The organism is Agarivorans sp. Toyoura001, assembly GCF_005405585.1.
Classification (GTDB): Bacteria; Pseudomonadota; Gammaproteobacteria; order Enterobacterales; family Celerinatantimonadaceae; genus Agarivorans.
The window spans coordinates 173,122-193,237 of the sequence record NZ_BJEQ01000004.1 but is presented as its reverse complement, the minus strand read 5'-3'; the positions used below and the strand labels follow the sequence as shown (position 1 = coordinate 193,237).

Sequence of the window (20,116 nt, the reverse complement as noted above, 5' to 3'; positions counted from 1 at the left end):
AACCTGGGATTAGGTTATGCTTCCTATTTTCCTTCTATCTCATCCTTATTATAAATCCAAAAAATAAAGATGTTGTGGCCCTGCTGGCCCGCCGTTATACAACTTTTCACTGTCTACAAAACCACACTTTTTATACAAGGCTTGCGCCCCATTATTTCGACAATTTACGGTAAGCGACAAATGTTGAAAAGACGGATTTAGGTCCGCTACATAAGCTCTTAATTGCGCGCCTGCTGCATAGCCATAACCTTCGCCTTGAAACTGACTAGCCACAAAAAATGAACGTAATAAAACACTTTGCTGTAAGGGTAACTCAGCCTGATAAGGGTATTGGGTATCAATAACAAAAAAGCCCACTACCTGCTTGTTAGCTAAGATTAAATGTGCCGTTTGCTGGACGCTTAATTCATCTAAAACCCGCGCAATCGGCTTAACAAAATGTTGTTGTGCCTCACCTACTTGCAATGCCAATAATTCGGGTAACAACTCACTACTAATAGTTTGTAATTTAACTCGCTCGGTCATTCAATGCTCTCTCACTAAACGCAGCTTCTCGGCCCATCATTAGTTGCTTACGTTCTAAGCCCCAGCGATAACCTCCTAAGGCTCCACTACTGCGAATCACTCTATGGCAGGGAATAATAAAAGCAATCGGATTTTTCGCCACCGCACTCGCGACTGCACGTGTCGCATTACTAGAACTCACCTGTTCAGCCAAAAATTGGTAAGAACACAAACTGCCAAAAGGTAGCTTAAGTAGGGCTTGCCACACTTGTAACTGAAAGTTTGTTCCCTTTAGCCATAACGACAAGGGTTGTTGACTATTTCCACCGTCAAACACTTGAGATAATAGTTGCTGACTAAGCGTCTCATCTAAACAACACTGCGCCTTGGGCCAGGCTTTATTCAACTCTTCTAAGGGAGCTGAATCATGTTCTGTTTCACAGAAACTTAACTGACAAATGCCTCTTGTTGTGCTGGCAACAAACGCCCAGCCAAAAGGGGTCAGCCCCCAACCATAAAATATTTGAATGCCTGCACCTAAGCTCTTTGCTTCACCGGGAGTCACTGCGGCAATATTCACAAACAAGTCGTATAAACGCCCAGCACTAGACAAGCCCAAATCGTAAGCTAACTCTAACACCGAGTTAGACTCAGCCAACTGTTGCTGCGCTCGCTGCAAGGTAAGATATTGTAAGAAGCGTTTAGGAGAAACCCCCACCCAACGACTAAACAAACGCTGCATATGTGACTCACTAAAACCAAGTGTTGCAGATAGTTCGGCAAGTTCAGGCTGTTGCTGTTGATGTTCAAGCAAATAGGCCATAGCTTGGCTAATTTGCTGATACTCTCGGTGTGATTGCAGTGAGTATTGCTCCATCACTTATCCTCCTATAGTTTAAGCGCCACTCTACCCGAAATAGATCACTGACTCGACCCGATATTTGCTTAAGCCAACATCGTCTTTATTTCATGTCTATATTGTTGGGTTTACAGCTACTGTGGGACACTTCATTGAGCTAAAGGAACTGTCTTTAAGGTTATTGGCTCAACACCCTCTGTTCAGCCTGTTCAATCACTTGGGCTAACTCGCCAGATTTAAGCATATCTTGAATGACCTTATCGACCTTCTTAACCAGATGAAACTCTCGGCGGTGAATGTAATGATAAAGAGGAAATACAGCCAGTGGCGCAGAAGAGGTAATTTGCTCGTTTAGCTTTAACCGCTCTAGAGCAATTAATCCGTCCATGTTATTGGTGAGCGCAACGTCAGCTCTTCCACGACTCACAAACTCTAGTAACTTGTCGGTATTGCTGAGTTTCTCAACCTCACTAAAACTGGCGGTTACATCGGCAGTATGTTTAACCCCTCTTACTATCACCAATTTGTATTGCGCTAAGTCTGACAAGGTAGACACCGCCAAATCCCGCTCGGTTAGATAAAACGCAGTGGTATTTAATGAGTAATAAGGTGTAGGCACCCTTATTAATTGGCTATTTCGTTCTCCATAACTCCATATCCTCATGACTTCACCATCCAGCAAACCATTACTTGCCTCTGATTGAGCTCGCTTGGCTGGTAAGGAGTTAACATCAATGCTCAGCCCAAGCTTCTTGTAAACAGCATCAAGTACCATAATACCCACTTTTTGTTCAAACAAATGCTCTATAGCCGCATACCTATAAGGCCCTTCAGCTAAAACAGAAGAACAAAATAATAGGCTTAAGAGAAAAGTAAATTTGCGAATGCAGCCGCTCCCTTTATTGCTTTACTTAATGATAAAAACAGCAGGTTCTACAATAATACTAGACTAGCCTTTGGCAATTTTCTTACAAAAAAGGCGCACTTCTGTGCGCCTTTGCTATTTTACTTGGGGCTAAACCTTTAAGTCATTACATACACTTAATCAAAGGTATAGGTAAACACTCTAAAACCCTCGTTATCAGCTACATCATCAAACTCTTGCGTGGGTGTTACCCGCGGCAAATACTGGTTAGCAAAACCTTCTGCAGCTTCCAACTGTGATGATAGAAACTCAACACTAAGGCCAACAGGGCCAACTAAATTGAAGTTGTGAGCATTTGGAAACTCCAAAATATCACTAGGGTCATTTAAATCGTTCGATTTAGCATTCAAGTAGTGACTAACTAAATCGCGGTTAGACTCTACTTCATCTTCATGAGCGACGGTGGCGTTAGCAACGCCCGGCATCCAGCTTTGCGAAGCTCGGTAGTTGTTGGTCACCACGTACAGCTTTTTGGTTAGTTGGTTTTCTAAATCTTCTCCTGCATATTGAACATTGCCAATACGGCGGCTATTGACTTGAATTAACTCGCCATTTTCATCGTATACCAACTCACCTAATTCGTTTACTTGATAGCGAGGAGCTTGGCTTACATCGATGTCGTAAGTTAACAAGCTTTCTCCATCGGTATCAAAGCCACCGAAAAACACATCGAAGTTATAACTGCGAAATTGCTGGTGCAATAACCTATCGCCGTCTTCTGCTACGGTTTGATATTGCTGAGCAACAATTACTTCCATCCACTCAATAAGATCTGCCACCGTCAGTTCAAGCACCGCTGGTGTATTGTTATCAAACACATATAAGTCAGCAACACTGGCTCGAGTTAGCGCATCACTGTCAATATTGGTGTAATCCTCTCTACCACCACGACCACCTTTGAAGGGAGCGGAAACCGATAGCATAGTAATACTTGCGTCTAACAGGCCATCCTCTTGCCACGCCAAGCCTTGTGAATACTGCGCTTCGTTTACAATTTGCACTGATATGTCTGATTCAACGGCTGAAAAATAACTGTTTATTGGCTCGTCAATGTTACCAATTTCTTCAGCCATAAAATCTAAAGTGCCATCGTGATCTGAACTGACTAAGTAGTTAATCATTTCATCTTGCAGGTTGGGGTCATCCTTAAGTGCCCGCAAACTAGCGCTACTCGATTTAACCGACCATGTTTCCCCTCCATTGGAGCTTCTTAGGGTTAAATCAATCACACCTAAATGATTCCCCCAAAATCCCGGCATAACCGCTGGCTTACCAAATATTTTGCCGTTGGGTGCATCTACACCTTCCATCCCGTCATAAGTATTACTATCGGTTGGGAAGTTGTTGTGGTCATGGCCAAACATTAAAGCATCAATGCCATCAATTTGAGCTAACTGCCAAGAAGCATTGTCCATAAACTCGCCATCACGATCGCCACCCGACAAACCAGAATGAGGAATCGCCACAATAATATCGGCCCCCTCCGCTTTCATTTTGGGAACATAATGCTCAGCAGTCATTTTAATGTCTGCCAGCATCACCTTACATTCCAAGTACCGTTTATCCCAGTTCAGAATATTAGGTGGCGTAAAACCAATAACCCCTACTTTTACCGAATGAGTAGTGCCATTGGTAGCGGTAAAGTTACGCTCTAGAATCTCATAGGGAGTAAAGTAAGGTTCAAATTGCTCAAAGAAGGCAGCGTAGTTACCAGCAAAGTGCTTATCAATATCCACCGCACAGGTCTCTTCATTAATCGTCACATTGTTAGTTGTTTGCTTCCCTTCAAACTGATAAACATTGGCATTAATATACGGGAAGTTAGCTCCCGAGATAGCCGCAGCTAAATAATCTAAACCGTAGTTAAACTCATGGTTACCAATGTTCCCTACATCGTAAGCTAAGTAATTCATCGCTTTGTACACTGGATGAATATTTCTCTCTAAGTATGAGGTACCTAAATTAGCGACATAATCTCCCATCGGACTACCTTGAATTAGGTCGCCGTTATCAAACAACATACTGTTTTGGGCTTCTTCTCGCGCCTCTTTAATCAACACGGCAGTGCGAGCCAAACCATAGTCTTGAGGACCTAAGGCATCGTCTTTTGGGGAGGCGAAGTAGTTGTAAGGTTTCATATTTGAGTGAAGGTCGGTTGTTTCCATTAAACGAAGCTCCATCGACAATTCGTTGTAAGAATTGTTGCTAGAGTTATCCCAACAAGCACTTAAACTCACGGCAATGGCCGAAGCAATCAACATCTTTTTTAGCGGAAAATGATTATCCATTTCAATCTCTAAGTTAAGGTAGTGTAAAAAACGACTACACCTTATGTAGAGCTCATTTCAGTTTTATTAATTGATAAATAAAGTATTTTTGAAATATAAGTTTTAGATTAATCGCATCACCAGCTATAGCGACTAGAAAGCCTAGTTGCGTACCCAACATAGAACCGACCACACAAAACCATCAAATCAATATCAATACGGTGATGCAAACTAGCGACTAAATCTCGCTTAATATCCGCTATGTTATTTGGAGATAAAGGCTATAATGCGGCCACTAAGCAGTATAAGGTTCGGCAAAGTGATTAAACCCAAAGCAGCCAGTTGGATAAGTTTGTATTTTTCAGGATTATTCTTTGCCTGGGGAGTATTTCTACCTTTTTGGGCCTTATGGTTAGAAAGTGAAGGCTTAGACCCTAGCCAAATTGGTTTGTTATTAGGCTTTAGTATGCTGGCCCGATTCATGGGCAATATGTTACTTATGCCACGAATAAAATCGGCTAAACACTTGCTCCCAGGGATCCGCTGGGTGAGTTTCGCCAGCATTCTAGTGGTATCAGGTTTGTGTTGGTTAGAGGGGTATTTCTGGCTAACTGTGCTCACCCTAGCGGCAAACTTTTTTATTGCCACACTCATTCCCTTAGGTGATGCTGTTGCCACCAAATGGGTTAGCCAACTGCGCTTAGATTACGGTCGAGTTAGAGTATTTGGCTCTATCGCCTTTATTGTTTCATCAACGCTGCTGGGTATTGGGCTCACCTATTATTCTCACTCGCTCATTTTGTATGCCACCATCGGCTCGCTAGTATTAATGTGGGGCCTTAGTTTACTCACCCCAGCTTCACCTTTGGTGGATGAAACCAGTGAAAACGAACCCGCTAACCACCGTTTATGGGCGGTACTAAAACAAAAAAACACTCTGCTGTTTATTACTGTCACCGCTTTAATCCAAGGCTCACATGCCGCTTACTACGCCTACAGCACACTGTATTGGAAAAGTATTGGATATGCAGAATCGACCATTGGTTATTTATGGTCGATTGGCGTGGTATTCGAAATGAGCATTCTTATTTTTGGCAGTAAATGGTTTAAGCATTGGAATGCCAACAAAATGTTTTTGCTTGCTGCTATAGGTGGCGTATTACGTTGGGGAATATTTGGTAGTACCGAAATACTGCCATTAATGATGTTGTCGCAAGGCATGCACGCCCTTACTTTTGCACTAACCCAATTGGCGGCTATTAAGTACATAGCCTCAGAAGCGCCAAGCTCTCAGGCTATTCCACTACAAGCGTTGTACTCAGCCATCGCCTTAAACATGGGGACTGCGCTACTCACCTTTTTGAGCAGTGCTTTATACGAACCAATGGGCTCTGGTGTATTCCTAATAATGGGTGGTTTATCTGCCTTAGCAATACCGCTGTTATTGCTAAACGCACGTTCGGCCAATGTTAACCGTTAAGGCTAGTCGACGCCCCTATTGATAACACAAACTCTACTGCGCCAACAAAGCGCTGACTCCTAGATACACGCCTATAAAAAAATCCGAGTGCCACTAAGCACACTCGGATTTTGTTATCTTTAAATCAATGTTAGCGCGATAATGTAAACGTAATAGCTCGGTATACCAGCCTATTAGCTAGCGTGTCTCGCTTAAGTTTCTACATTTTCGCTAACGAGCATCGAGGAGATTAAAAACTCCCGGTTGTTGATGCACCTGTTCCAGTATTAACAGAGTTATTACCACCCGATTGCCACTGAATCACATTGCTAGGATCGCTTTCGTTACGAATAATACATTTCCATTCAATGTCTGTTGATTTAGGAAGCTTAATAGTAGCTGTCCAAGTTGGGTAACTCGTAGGGCTTAGCTGCACTGCATTAGCTGCTTGCCAGTTACCTAATGCACTATTGTTACCTACCGCATAAACGCTATCCCCCATGTTGGTATTACCGTTGTTACAGGTAAAGCTCACATTAACGTTATCTGTTGGGTCAATAATCACACCAGTTTCTGCTAACCACATTCTTGCTGAGCCAGCAGGTACATTAACGGTATAATTGCTACCGCTTGCTTGGAAGCTTGAGCCGGTGAATACGTCAACATAGTTTTTAGAGTGATTTAAGTTACTCGCGTTAACGCTAATGTCTTTATCATAACCACACTTGTTAATACCTAGCAGGCCAGCCTGGCCACGACGTAAAACGATTGCACACTGATCGGTATACAATACTTCTTCATCGGCCCCTTGAACGCCATTGTGGAATTTCACCATAGCTTTCAAGTTATCTTGTTTGTAGTCATCAACCCAGCGGCCACCGTCAACTCCAGTTGCATCACTAAATACCATTGGCACACCTTCCTGACGCCCAAGAATATAAGCGTAAGCAAGATGTTCATTGCCTTCACTCATAATTTGATAGCGGAAGCCGTCATTACTTGGAATATCGTGGGTGATGGTGAAAGTTAAGGCGCGGATGCCGTCAATCGCTCCACCCCAAGATTTAGGGTTGGCTAATGCCTCTAAGCTACCATTTACGTCAAATGCATCACGTAATGTTTTTAGTAGCGGGAAGTCATAAGCACTGTGTGAAGTTTCACGTAAATAAGGTTCTAAGAAGGTATCGTAATCAGCATTACCTGCACCGGCACCAGTAATAATCTCACCGAACAAGTACATATCTTGTTTAATAGTATCGTTAAACACTTGGTTTATGTGCCAAGTGGTCATGTGCTTGGCGGCGTCAATACGGAAGCCACTTACGCCCATGTTTTTAATGGCTTGAACATAGTTGCGTTGCTGCTCACGCACGTAGTTACTTGGATCTAAATCTGGTAAGCCGGGGTCACCATTACCGCCACAAATACGGCCGTTCATTGATTCCCAAACATTGGTCCAATTAGTGATACAGAAACCATCGTGAAAATCGCCGGGAGTAAATAAGTTATTGCTTAGATCACCGAACAGTTTTTGTCGATTCCAGTATTCACTGTTATTTGAATACTCGCTGAGCGTTTCTGAGCCAGGGAAGTAGGTAGAATTACCGCGCTCATTGGCCATTTGATTAATCACAATATCTGCATAGGTGTTAACCCCATGAGCATTCAATGCGTTAATCATGTTCTGAAAATCTTCTTTATTACCACGGTTATTATCAATCACGCGATAATCTTGTGGTTGATAACGGGCCCACCACTGTGAGTTACTGCTATCAGATTTTAATGGTGGCGCCACCAATACATTGGTATAGCCAATCTCTGCGATTTCTGCTGCTCTAGCGGCAACGTCTGAATATCGCCAATCAAATGCATGTAAAATTACATCTGCACTAGCCAGTTGTGAAAACACAGCCAGTGAGGTGCCAAGTAGGCACGTATTAATTGCATTCGCTTTGGTTTTACATTTCATTATTAGTATATCCTTTCCCTTGATTACTATATTGAATGAACACAAAGACCGATTGGTAGAATGCGCGTTTAGTTTAAATGTACCTTTCAGAACAATAGGAGCATCAATACCTAGCTCAGATGAAGTTTGGTGTTTATAAAATCATGTCAGTCACTCACATGAACACCAATAAAACCATACTGTCGGTATTGTGGAGATCCCCACCGTTCCTGCGCAAATCATCAGTCCTTGAGGTCAATCTAGCGTATGTTACAAATGTTGTTGAACGCTTTGCTGAAACCGATAAAAATCAACAAAACATCAACACGAGGTAATTTACTAACTCATGGATTGGTGTCAATGGAGGGAAAAAAGGATGTTCTAAAGTGTGAACCAACAGTGTGATAAGGCTTATCTCTGGCTTACATTTGTGACACTGGACAAACCAGAGTAACGTTTAGTTTGAGTAAACAACATGCCTCCTTAAAAGCACCTAACCCGTTAAAAACGTCCTTTGTTAGTATTATATTCGGCAATCACCATACAAATGGGATCGACGCAGTGTGCGCATTTAAGCGACATAAACTGCGTACTTCTGCCAAACTAGGGCTTATGTTGTTCAGGTAATCCAGCATTGAGACGGAATGAAATAACAATAGAGTCTGAGCGCTAAAGCCTGCAATAAAACAGACCTCTGCGGGTCATCAACAACAAGATTGACTAGGTTTTTCCTCACCAGCAGCCTTTAGGTTGCATTGGTTTGGCTTAGCATCCTCAAGCGCTTTCTTGAGTAATCCAAAAGACTCGATGATGTTTTCACGAGAAGTGGCAATGTTCATTCGCATAAAGTTAACACCTTCAGCACCAAACCAACTTCCTGGGGTCAAACCCATTTTGGCTTGTTTAAACACTAAGGTTTTCAATTGCTCTTCCGGTAAACCAAGGTCTGAAAAATCAAACCAAATTTGGTAGGTCCCTTCAGGCTGGTACATTTTTATCTGGGGAATATATTGTTCAATAAAACCACTGATCCAACTAACACTTTGCTCTAAATAAACCAGCATTTCATCTAACCATGTTTCGCCTTTTTCAAAGGCTGCAACAGTGGCAAACGCACTAAAGGCATTACCATGATCAAGATACATTGCTGCTACCTGTTGCTTAACATTCGCCAGCAGCGTTGAGTTATTGCTATAAATATACCCGTTAGCAATGCTATGCATACCAAAGGTTTTAGCAGGCGAGCCAATCAAAGCAATAACGTTGGCATAATCAAAGCTCGTTAAGCTGGTAAACCCTTGGCCAGAATAAATAATGTCAGAATGGATTTCGTCACTAATTAGCAGAACATTATGGCGCTGCGAAATCTCAACTAACTGGGCTAATTCAGCTTTGTTCCACACTCTGCCAGTTGGATTATGTGGGTTACAGAAGATGACAGCTTTAACATTGTGTTGCTCAATTTGGCGCTCATAATCCTCAAAGTCTATTTGATAGCGAGAACCATCGCTTACTAATTCACTTTTCACGACCTTGCGATTCGCCTTATTGATTAAGTTAGCAAATTGGTGATAAGCCGGAGTGTGGATCAATACTCCATCACCCTCTTGCGTAAATTGACGTAGCAATAGGGCGATACCCGACAACACTCCGGGCACTTGTGCAAAATTAGCTTCATTCAGGGGTAAATTATGACGTTTTTGATACCAAGCCGACAATGCGCGAAATACTGCACTTTCGTTAAATTCATAAGAATAAACGCCACGTTCCACTAAGCGTTGTAGCTCTTGGCTAATCGGTTTTGCTACCTGAAAATCCATGTCAGCAACCCAATAAGGAAAAACATCGCTAGTACCGTAAAAATTATTGAGCATCTCGGCTTTGTTTTTAATAAAGCCGTTTTCACCATAGTTTGATGAATCGTTAAATACAGACATGTGTTTCTCCGTTTAGTGGCGTTAATACGGTGTGTGACCAACCATTATTTCGAATATTCCAGAAATATAGATTTACAAGACCACAATGTCAAAATATATTTCCAATTAATTCGAAATAAATACCACCAAGTATCTGTAGACAACCAACAGCGCAAGGCCTTAGCCCACAACACAAAGCCATTGACTCAAAACAACATGAACAAAGTTTAATCTAATCATTTGTTAATATTTGATACATTTACCCCCTAGGCATTATTGAGCAAGGCCAGTGCCGTTTGTTGCTAACTTGATTCTTGTTCACTTCGCCCCGATATTGACTATTAATCACTCTAATAAAGGTTGTTGCTGCATTCATGAATCTTTCTCGACTATCGAGCATCAAAACTAAAGCTGATGACTTAGCCAAACTCACCATGGATAAACAGTTGCGCCTAGCGGTAACAGGTTTAAGTGGCGCAGGCAAAACGGCCTTCATCACCTCTTTAGTTAACCAGCTATTATTGGGAGCCGAAAACCACCAATTGCCACTCTGGCAACTGGCGCGTGAACACCGTTTTTTGGGTTCGAAACGTACTCCACAACCTCACTTACATTTAGCCAGTTTTGATTATCAAGGCGGAATGGATGCGCTACAAAGCCAGCCTCCTCGTTGGCCCTCGCCAACTCATGGGGTAAGTGAAATTAGATTGAAACTGCGCTACAAGCCGCAATCGTTGGTATGGAGAAAACTCAACCACACCGCCACGCTTAATCTTGATATTGTCGATTATCCTGGTGAATGGTTATTAGATTTACCGCTGTTAAATATGAATTACGCCCAGTGGTGTGAGCATATTGCTTTAAGCCTCAAAGATTCACGCAAAGCTCAATTAGCCGAGCAATGGCAAGCAATGGCTCAAGCCTTAGCGCTTAACGATAATGCCGATGAAAGCCAACTCGCAGACATAGCCCAGCACTACACAGATTATTTGCATCAATGCAAAGCCGAGCTAGGCATGCATCATATTCAACCTGGCCGCTTTGTATTGCCCGGAGAATTAGCCGGTGCGCCCGTACTCGCCTTTTTCCCCATTTCACCAGAACTTGCTAATGCAAAAGTAACCAATAAAAACAGCAATTTGGCCTTGTTGATTAAGCGGTTCGAATACTACAAAGAACATGTTGTGAAACAGTTTTATCAACAGCATTTTGTAAAGTTTGACCGCCAAATCGTATTGGTAGATTGCCTTAGCCCACTAAACAGCGGTCACGATAGCTTTTGCGATATGCAGCTAGCAGTAAACCAAATTCTACATAGCTTTAACTACGGTCAATCAGGGGTGTTGAGGCGCTTATTTTCCCCCAAAATAGATAAACTGTTGTTTGCCGCTACCAAAGCAGATCACGTAACCCCCGAGCAGCATCAACACTTGGTGAACCTACTCGGCGAAGTGGTTGCCGAAGGAAAACGCCACGTAAAATTTGAAGGCATTAATACCGAGATTATGGCGCTGGCGTCTATCAAAGCCACCCAAACAGGCAAAGCCCAACTCAATGGCAACACCATTAACGCTATTAAGGGCATTTTACAAAATGATGTCGATAGCCAGCAGTTAACCACTTTGTTTCCCGGAGAAGTGCCGGCCAGTTTGCCCAAACACACATTTTGGCAGCAACAAGGGTTTGAATTTAGCCCGTTTCAGCCGCCGCAAGCTAACCCTTATCAAGCGTTACCCCATATTCGCATCGACCAAGCCATTGAGTTTTTGCTAGGAGATAAATTTAAATGAATCCGCCGATTAAACAGCGCCAAGTGCTTAACGCAGAACAAGATACAAACACTCCCCTCAATCAGGAAGATGCGCCCCTAGCCAGCAAACAAGTCATCGATGATACAGATTGGCAACAAGATCCCGAGATTGCCGACCTAGAGCCCTTAGATATAGAGCTCACGCCACAAAAAACCAGCCCTTGGTTAAAATATGGGTTTGGCGCAGCCGTCGTTATTGCAATAGGTGAACTCGCCTTAAGCCTTGCTGAACTATGGCAAAGCTCGCCCACTCGCGCCGCCATTTATAGCGTAGTATTAGCCAGTATTGTGGGCGGATTACTGACCATTGCAGTGAGAGAGTTGGCTAAATTACGCCGTTTAAAAAAGTTCCAAAAAGAGCATCAACTTGGCGAACATTACCTAGAACAAGCAACTAGCGACAGCAGCAAAGCCAGAACCTATTGTGAAAACCTCGCTAAGCTACAAGGCTTAAGTGATAGCCAAGAATACCTAACCTGGAAAAACTGGCTAAACGACAGCCATAGCAGTAGTGAAATAGTCAGCTTGTACAGCGACACCGTGCTAACACCTTTAGATAACCGTGCTAAACAAGCCATAAGTAAATGGTCTGGCGAAGCCGCAGTGCTAGTGGCAATAAGCCCCTTAGCCTTGGTAGACATGCTTATCATTTTTTGGCGTAACATAAAAATGATTGAGTCAGTGGCTCAAATATACGGCATTGAGCTGGGCTACTTAAGCCGGATCCGCTTAATTAAATCGGTGTTTGCCAATATGATTTATGCCGCCGCAAGCGAGGTGATCACCGATGTGGGCAGTGACCTGTTAGGTGCCGAGCTTACTGCAAAGCTCTCGGGTAAAGCCGCACAAGGTATTGGCGCAGGTTTACTTACTGCACGCCTAGGCTTCAAAACCATGGAACAATGCAGGCCAGTACCATGGACTTTAAATAACAAACCTAAAACCAAGCAACTCAAGAGCATTTTGATTGAAAGAGTAAAACAAAAACTGAGTGCTTGAAGCTAACATATAAAAACTTATCGGTGAGGGAGCTTTTTAGCTTCCTCTAAGAACAACTTAATCACCGGATTGGCGTAGTAATTGGTACGTCGAATCGCTTCTACAAACCACTCACTATGTTGATTACTCTCAATTTTAAATGTTTTTAGTAAGCCCTGCTCTATAAAGGGTTCAGCGATAAACCTCGGTACCCTTGCCCAACCTAAACCATTGATCACCATTTTGATGATTTCATTAACGTTATTTGCGTAGAAAATATGATTACTAATTAAGTGTTGTTTGCTCACTTGGCCATCTCGAATAAATTCAAAACCTATTTGAGTAATGTTCCTCACCTCTTGGTCGGGCAACAATGCATCACTAGTTGGGTAATCACTAGCAAGAATATTCACCACTTCAAAATTGAACAAACGTGTTTGGGTAATATCTTTATGAAACATAAAGTTAGACGTTAGCACGCCTACTTCAGCCTCGCCCTTTCTCACCCATTCCAATACTTGAAACGGGTCACCATTTTTAACATTAAATTCTAGAGCAGGAAAGGTATCGGAAACCGTTTTATAGCAGCGAGCCAAATCAATACTACTAATGGTCGTATCTACTGCCAAACGGAAAACATCAGGCTCCTTAGCCTGCAATGATTCAGCCTTTGTTTGAAAATGCTTGGTTTCGTTTAGCACTGCATCCGCATACGCCAACAGCGTTTTACCCTCTGTCGTCAATGTAAGCTTTCTTACTTGCCGGTCGAACAAGTTCAAACCAAGGTCTATTTCCAGGTTAGATACCTGCTCACCAACAGTTGTCGAGTGTTTCTGCAAATCTTCCGCTGCTTGTTTAAAACTTCCCGATCTTGCTGTGGCAACAAAAGCCGCTAATTGCTCTAGAGACAAACTCATAGGCTCTCCTTTTCGCTTAAACGCTCATAACAGGGTTATCCCCTTCTCATAAAAGTGTTGCATTTTTTTTAGATAAATAAAATAGCCCCTGTAAACAAAAACGGGCAGTGACAAACAATTAAATTCACCAAACGTCCTTTGTTAATTGACTTTTAAAACATTAAGAAAAACTTGATAAATGACTATCAATAAATCCGCCAAGGAGGCCTTATAACTAAGAGAGAAAACCATGAAAAAACATTAACTGCATTAGCACTTTCAACTTTACTAGCCTCTTCATTTTCTTGGGCAGGTAATTGCGACCCACTTTTGGGATGTATCGTTCAAGACATAGAAGAGAGCGTTGGAGCAGCATCTTCGCAGGTTATCGCTGGCATTGCAGACAAGTCTGTTCGAGACAACTTACGCAGTTACATGGACCACGAAAAACCAGTGGCAGAGCGCCGAGCTATGGCCGCAGAGTATGTGAAAGGAGTAGCTGATGGCACCATTACCGATGGTGATATTGACGCGGCAAGTGGTTTCTACGCCAAGTTTAAGGATGGACAGGCTCAAAATCTTCATTCATCACTAGTGGCTGATGGCCTGTCTCACTTAGTAAATGACAAAAATAGTGGGATTACTCGCGACACAATCATAAAAGATGAAGCCGGAAACGATGTAACTGTAGGTGGTGTCATCAATAGAGCAAATAACGATAGAGATACGTTAGCGAAAGGGATCGATGCCAACGCCAAGATAATCCAAGGTGAAGTTGATCGTAGGAATGACCAAGCAGATAACAACCAACAGCGCTCAATAGAAAACGGCAACGGTATCAACAAAAACAAAGATGCTATTGATGCCGAGAAAGACCGCAACAACCAGCAAGACAAGCAAATTGGTAAAATTGAAGACAAGCAAAAAAGCATTGGCGAAAACGTTGATAAAAACAGCAGCGAAATAAACAAAAACAAAGATGCTATTAACGCTGAGAAAGACCGCAATAACCAGCAAGACAAGCAAATTGGCAAAATTGAAGACAAGCAAAAAAGCATCGGCGAAAACGTTGATAAAAACACTAAAGACATTTCAGATAATAAAAAACTGGGTGAAAACAACAAAAGTCGCTTAGATGAGATAAGCAAAGGGGCTGGCGACGAAATCGGTAACAACCGAAACTCAATTCATACCGAAGTTGAGAAGCAACGTAAGTGGAACGCTGAAGCAGAGAAAGAGCAGTCTAACTGGAATCGCAGTGCAGAAAGCGCTGCGGGAAAAATGACCACCGACATCAGCAAAAATGCCTCATCGATTAACGCCAATAGAAACTCTATTGAAGATAACCGCTTAAGCATTGAAAACTTACAAGCTAAAACTCAGCAAGATATAAATCGCTTAGACAATAAAATTGATGTGATGGAAGGCCGTTTATCGAATGGTGTGGCAATGAGTAGCGCCATGAGTCAAATGCAGTTTAATGGTGGTGCTGGCGTAGGTGTAGGTGTTGCGTCGTTTAATGGTTCAAACGCGATCGCACTAGGCGCGGGCTACAGTTTTGGCAGTGAAGATCAATGGATGTTACGAGGTTCATTAAGCCACTCTCAAACCAGTAAAGGTGGCAACCAATCAGATACCATGGCTGGCGCAGGTGTGACTTACAGCTTCCGCTAAACCACTAAGTGAGCAGCTAATCCAGGCTGCTCACTCTTATTCTTTTTGAGATAAACCTAGAAAAGCAGAGGCAAACATCTCATCTATAAGACTTTTTTGTTAATCCAGTGTTAAAAAACACCCGCTAATTTACCTCAATGACTTCAATCAGCCTTTTAGTCGAAACTAATTCTTGCAAGCCTAAAAATAAACCCATACCATTAAAAACAAAAAAATCAATAAGCTTTCTTTTTAATAGCACAAAGTAAATTTGTATCACTATTAGCGTCAATAATATTGGGGCTGAACTATTAAAAGGAGTTTTCGAATGTCGGTTTTACCGAAGGTAATCCCTGCGATTATCAGTACTTGTTTCACTATGTGTAGCTTCTCGTTATACGCCGTCGAAGCAAATCATAACTACGCCGAAGCACTACAAAAATCCGTATATTTTTACGATACCCAACGCTCTGGCCCGCTTCCCCGCCAAGATAACAACTTTCTTGCTAACCCCCTCCATAATGGCTTTTTACCCAACCGAGTAGAATGGCGCGGCGATTCTTATTTAGATGATGGCCAATACAACCAATTCAAACAGCAAATATCGCTCGATTTAACCGGTGGTTGGAGTGATGCTGGCGATCACGTTAAGTTTGGTTTACCTATGGCATTTTCTGCCAGTGTTTTTGGTTGGGGTATCTTGGAGTTTTGGGATGCTTATGAACTATCAGGCCAGCTCCCTTATGCACTCGATAACATGCGCTGGGTAAGTGATTACTTTCTTAAAGCGCACGTAGCAGAGAACGAATTTTACGCTCAAGTGGGTGATGGCCAAATAGACCACTCTTTGTGGGCTCCACCAGAGGTTCAAGGGCCAGAGTTAAAACGCCTTCATGGCAATGAAAGTTACCGCCCTGCATTAAAACTTACCTTAGAAAAACCGGGCGCCGATTTGGTGGGGCAAACGGCTGCGGCACTCACTATTGCCTCAATCATTTTTAAGAAAAACAGCATCAACAACCCCAAAGATGCTGAATATGCTGCCGAGCTACTTAAACACGCAGAGCAACTATTTAGCTTCGCCTATGCCACTAAAGACTTTGATCACAATGGTAAAGGTAATCCAGGCACTTACACCAAATCATTAGTAGACGACCTAGGGAACAACTACGCAGAAAGCTACTATAACTCAACGTCTGGTGCTAAAGATGAGATCCCGTGGGCGGCAGGTTGGTTATATTTGGCGACCCAAAAAGTCGACTATTTACATAAGGCAGAAGCCGGCTATACCGCGATTGCCGACAACACAGGTCACTTTGCTTGGTACCCAGCTTGGGATGATATTCGCAACGCGGTTTATTACTTAATGCAAACCGTTGCCACTAAAGACAGTTACCTTGAGGATTCAAGCCTTAGTGCCAGTGACCGAGTTAATGGCTTTTATGACTACCAGCTGCATAGCACTAACTACCTTGAGCAAATGCTAAATAACAAACGTTATACTCCCGGCGGCATGGTCTATCTGGATGGTTTTGCTTCGGCGCGCGCATCGGCAATGGCGGCTATGCTTGCATTGGTTCATAGAAACTATTTAGACAAGACTCAGCAACAACTTGGTTTTCAGCAACAACTCGCCGACTTCGCCACCAATCAAATCAACTACATTTTGGGTGATAACCCATACAAAATTAGCTACATGGTGGGTTACGGCGACAACTGGCAAACCGCAGCACACCACCGCTCGTCGCATGGCAGCAGCACCAATGATATTAACAACCCCACTATTCCCAAACACATTTTGTATGGCGCATTAGCGGGTGGGCCTGATGATAACGACAACTTCTCAAGTGATCGCGCTGACTTCCCAATGACAGAAGTAGCCACCGATATGAATGCAGGGTTTACCGGCGCTTTAGCCGGTATGGTAAATCTATATGGTGGCCAAGGTTTAGTTGATTTCCCTACCCCTGAAGCACGAGGCAACAGCGGAGCGAGAATAGACGCAAAAATTGCTTACCCTAGTGGTAACGGCAATACCTCTGGCGCTTTAATCAACCTGCGACTAACTAATGAAACGGCCTACCCTCCTCAAGAATTAAGCGATATCCGTTTTCGCTATTACTTTGATATGAGCGATGAAATAGCCAAAGGTTTTAGTGCCGAGCAATTAGTGGTATCGGCTTACTATGACTCAAACCAACTGAACAAGAGCTTCCCACTACATGCCTGGGGAAGTGAAAATGGCTTGTATTATATTGAGGGCTTAGGAGGGGTAATTTCTCCGGTAGGCGACAGTCAAAAAAGCGCTCAATTAGAGTTATACATGGGTGATTACGTTCAAAGCGGTTGGGATTTTACTAACGATCCGTCAAGCCAAGGCTTAAACGCAGAAAGCTTTAGCCCTGCTGAATACATTGTACTTTACGATGCTGAAGGCAAGGTAATTTGGGGAAGTGAGCCCGCAGGCCCAATAGCTCCAGTTGACCCAGTTGACCCAGTTGACCCAGTTGACCCAGTTGACCCAGTTGACCCAGCAACAGACCCGCTTATCAGCTGTACAGTCAAGCGAATTGACAATTGGACTGGCGGATTTGTGGCCTATGTCGAAGTAAATAACCAAGGCAAGCAGGCCAGTAAACACTGGCAGGTACAAGTAGATTTTGCTTTGCCTGTAGCAGTAAACAATAGCTGGAATGCTGATTTTGAAAGTGAGGCTACCTCAATAACGGCGAGCAACAAAAGCTATAACGGGGTCATTGCAACCAACGGCGTAACAGAGTTTGGCTTCCAAGGAACTTACGATGCTAATCAGAGTTTTGTTAAGCCTAGCTGTAGCGTAAAGTAATTAAAAAGCGTAACCCTAATTTCAGATAGCATTTCGCTAACGCTGAAACGTAAACCTAACCAAGGCTGCCTATTGGCGGCCTTTTTAAAGTCAACATTAAGCCAAAATACACTTTACAAAAATGAACTGCGGATGCTGAGACAAGCGCAAGAAATGCTCTGGAGATAATTCTTTTAAAGCTTCGCTGGGTTTACCCTCGCTAAGCTCACTCAGCAACATCCCGTTATTGGTAAGGGCAGAGATTAAGGCAGATAAAGAACGGCGGTAAAAACTCACAGAAACCGGTTTACCTACTGTATCCCACTCTTCGGTAATCAGCTCTGTCGCAAAATAGTTCCCACTGGGGCTGGCCTCAAAATCAATTAATGGATGATGAGTTGAAAATACAAAACACCCTTGCGGTTTAAGTACCCGTTTAACAGCGGCAAACAGCGGATTTAGATCTTCCAAGTAATGAAGCATCTGTGGGCAAATCACTACATCAAATTGCTGATTTTGCTCTTGCGGCAAGCCCTTGGCTAAATCTTGTTGATACACCTTAAGCTGCGATCCCAGCTTTTGCTTAACCAGTGACACCATTTCTTCTGAATTATCAATCGCGGTGACACTCGCCCTATTTGTTAGTAAATATTCAGCATAAACGCCAGAGCCACAGCCTAAATCAAGCACATGTTTACCCTGCACATCTCCCAACATGGCTTGTAAAGAAGGTCGCTCGTAATGGGCGTTATAAATGTTGTCTTGAATAGCCACATCGTATTCTTTGGCATAAGTAGAATACATTGCTGGTTTGTTCATCAATGGCTCTGTTTGTGGAGAAAGAGAGGGTGCAGCTGTTAGGTATTCTAATGTGCTAGAACCGCTAAAACCCAGTAACCATTTTAGGTAGGGGTAATAATCAGAGCTAACGATTTCAAAGCCTTTTGCTAGGTAAAGCTTTTTGGCTCTTGGATTGCTATTAATAACGTCTAAACGAACCCGTTCAAACCCTAGCTCTGTAGCATGCTCAACAATTTTATCGAGAAGCATAGAGCCAAGGCCTAAGCCACGATACCCCTCGGCAACAACAATTCCGTCCATTACTAAGGTTTTTGCGCTCGCTTTACGTTCAAAAAAACTAAACACCGCTGCAGCCCAAAGCCCTTTAATCGAGCCAAGAATTCGGGATAAACCAGCCCAAGCAATGTCTGACGTAAAGCTACCCTGCGGTGTTTGAAAACCCGCGACAGCCACCACTTTTTGTTGATGCATGACAACAAACGAATATTCAGGCTTAAACGCCTCTGCTAATACCCTAACCCGCACACTCTGTTGGTTAATCGCCAAAGCAAACTTTTGTCCAAAAGCCTGCTCGTAAAGCTCAGCAACCGTTGCTCGGTATTCTTCAGACCAGCTATGTTGAAGCAATAAATCATCAGCAATACTTTTCACAATAAGTCCTTGTTATAGGCTAAGCAGTAATACTTTTACGTGGCTAAACAACTACACAAAACAACGCTATGGCTTAATACTCAGTTCCATAATCCAATCATCCATCACGTAACCTTGACCAATATCTGCACATTCTTCTCTTACTTTAACAAAGCCCATTTTTAAGTAAGCAGCAATTGAGTCGTGATTATGTCGGTTTACTGTAAGATTTACGTTTGAAGCACCATTGTCTTTGGCAAACTGCTGAGCAAACGCCATTGCCGCTTTTCCCACACCTAAACCACGCGCCGAATGACGCACATACAGCTTACTCAAAAATAAACCACTTCCTGTCAGTTGAATACCCAGATACCCCGCGGTATCGCCATTATGTTGCAATAAGTAATAGTGGTAATTCTCAGATTTAATTTGCTCACTAATTCTGTCTAAAGAATGATAGTTGGCCAGCATATACTCCACTTGGTCTTTCCCAATAATCGGCGTGAAGTGCTCAAGCCAAATCTCTCTGGCCAGCGCAGCCACTGTTTGAATATCTTGCGAAGTGCTAATTGGGAATAAGGTCATGATATTTCCTTTTGCAATGCGGATTTCTCGCTAACTTGGTAGAGATGAGTGGAATCACGAT

Annotated in this window: 14 protein-coding genes; 5 read left to right on the top strand and 9 right to left on the bottom strand. The window is 42.9% G+C overall.

What is annotated here, in order from left to right; translation table 11 throughout:
* Positions 1 to 48 precede the first annotated feature (48 nt).
* The 4 genes from FFR00_RS07555 to FFR00_RS07540 all read right to left on the bottom strand — a co-directional run bounded on the left by FFR00_RS07555 (position 49) and on the right by FFR00_RS07540 (position 4,576).
* The gene (locus FFR00_RS07555) at positions 49 to 525 is read right to left on the bottom strand and encodes a GNAT family N-acetyltransferase (RefSeq protein ID WP_137672782.1); all 477 of its coding nucleotides are present in this window, start codon (positions 523 to 525) and stop codon (positions 49 to 51) included.
* Positions 509 to 1,381 carry a methylated-DNA--[protein]-cysteine S-methyltransferase gene (locus FFR00_RS07550; protein ID WP_137672882.1) on the bottom strand — a complete coding sequence of 291 codons (873 nt, stop codon included), beginning with the start codon at positions 1,379 to 1,381 and terminating at the stop codon, positions 509 to 511. The genes FFR00_RS07555 and FFR00_RS07550 overlap by 17 nt, the downstream gene beginning before the upstream one ends.
* A 160-nt stretch (positions 1,382 to 1,541) precedes the next feature.
* Entirely contained in the window at positions 1,542 to 2,162 is a 621-nt protein-coding gene (locus tag FFR00_RS07545; RefSeq protein WP_137672781.1) for an ABC transporter substrate-binding protein, read from the bottom strand.
* Between the two features lie 242 nt (positions 2,163 to 2,404).
* On the bottom strand, positions 2,405 to 4,576 hold the full coding sequence (locus FFR00_RS07540) for a bifunctional 2',3'-cyclic-nucleotide 2'-phosphodiesterase/3'-nucleotidase (RefSeq protein WP_137672780.1): 2,172 nt from the start codon (positions 4,574 to 4,576) through the stop codon (positions 2,405 to 2,407).
* A 298-nt stretch (positions 4,577 to 4,874) separates the two neighbouring features.
* Here FFR00_RS07540 and FFR00_RS07535 point away from each other — a divergent pair, with 298 nt between their 5' ends.
* Entirely contained in the window at positions 4,875 to 6,035 is a 1,161-nt protein-coding gene (locus tag FFR00_RS07535; RefSeq protein WP_161985120.1) for a 3-phenylpropionate MFS transporter, read from the top strand.
* A gap of 229 nt (positions 6,036 to 6,264) precedes the next feature.
* Here FFR00_RS07535 and FFR00_RS07530 read toward each other — a convergent pair whose 3' ends face one another.
* Together FFR00_RS07530 and FFR00_RS07525 are read right to left on the bottom strand one after the other, a co-directional pair.
* A complete protein-coding gene (locus tag FFR00_RS07530) occupies positions 6,265 to 7,983 on the bottom strand; it encodes a carbohydrate-binding module family 20 domain-containing protein (protein ID WP_137672778.1) in 1,719 nt (572 codons plus the stop codon).
* 683 nt (positions 7,984 to 8,666) lie between these two features.
* Positions 8,667 to 9,899 carry a MalY/PatB family protein gene (locus tag FFR00_RS07525; RefSeq protein WP_137672777.1) on the bottom strand — a complete coding sequence of 411 codons (1,233 nt, stop codon included), beginning with the start codon at positions 9,897 to 9,899 and terminating at the stop codon, positions 8,667 to 8,669.
* Between the two features lie 353 nt (positions 9,900 to 10,252).
* On the opposite strand from FFR00_RS07525, the gene FFR00_RS07520 reads away from it, so the two are divergent.
* Both FFR00_RS07520 and FFR00_RS07515 read left to right on the top strand, forming a co-directional pair.
* Positions 10,253 to 11,668 carry a YcjX family protein gene (locus FFR00_RS07520; protein ID WP_137672776.1) on the top strand — a complete coding sequence of 472 codons (1,416 nt, stop codon included), beginning with the start codon at positions 10,253 to 10,255 and terminating at the stop codon, positions 11,666 to 11,668.
* Positions 11,665 to 12,687 (top strand): YcjF family protein, encoded by a 1,023-nt coding sequence (locus tag FFR00_RS07515; protein ID WP_137672775.1) that lies wholly within the window; start codon positions 11,665 to 11,667, stop codon positions 12,685 to 12,687. Before FFR00_RS07520 ends, FFR00_RS07515 begins: the two co-directional genes overlap by 4 nt.
* Before the next feature lie 17 nt (positions 12,688 to 12,704).
* Here FFR00_RS07515 and FFR00_RS07510 read toward each other — a convergent pair whose 3' ends face one another.
* Positions 12,705 to 13,583, bottom strand: a complete 879-nt coding sequence (locus FFR00_RS07510; RefSeq protein ID WP_137672774.1) for a LysR family transcriptional regulator — start codon at positions 13,581 to 13,583, stop codon at positions 12,705 to 12,707.
* A 309-nt stretch (positions 13,584 to 13,892) separates the two neighbouring features.
* Between FFR00_RS07510 and FFR00_RS07505 the strand changes: the two genes are divergently transcribed.
* Entirely contained in the window at positions 13,893 to 15,236 is a 1,344-nt protein-coding gene (locus tag FFR00_RS07505; RefSeq protein WP_137672773.1) for a YadA C-terminal domain-containing protein, read from the top strand.
* A gap of 307 nt (positions 15,237 to 15,543) precedes the next feature.
* Complete coding sequence (locus FFR00_RS07500) at positions 15,544 to 18,060, top strand: glycoside hydrolase family 9 protein (protein WP_137672772.1); 2,517 nt, start codon at positions 15,544 to 15,546, stop codon at positions 18,058 to 18,060.
* A 96-nt stretch (positions 18,061 to 18,156) separates the two neighbouring features.
* Here the strand turns inward: FFR00_RS07500 and FFR00_RS21805 are convergent, their stop codons facing one another.
* Both FFR00_RS21805 and FFR00_RS07485 read right to left on the bottom strand, forming a co-directional pair.
* Positions 18,157 to 19,491 (bottom strand): bifunctional GNAT family N-acetyltransferase/class I SAM-dependent methyltransferase, encoded by a 1,335-nt coding sequence (locus FFR00_RS21805; RefSeq protein ID WP_201798711.1) that lies wholly within the window; start codon positions 19,489 to 19,491, stop codon positions 18,157 to 18,159.
* Positions 19,492 to 19,557: 66 nt separating this feature from the next.
* A complete protein-coding gene (locus FFR00_RS07485) occupies positions 19,558 to 20,055 on the bottom strand; it encodes a GNAT family N-acetyltransferase (protein WP_137672771.1) in 498 nt (165 codons plus the stop codon).
* Positions 20,056 to 20,116: the final 61 nt, after the last annotated feature.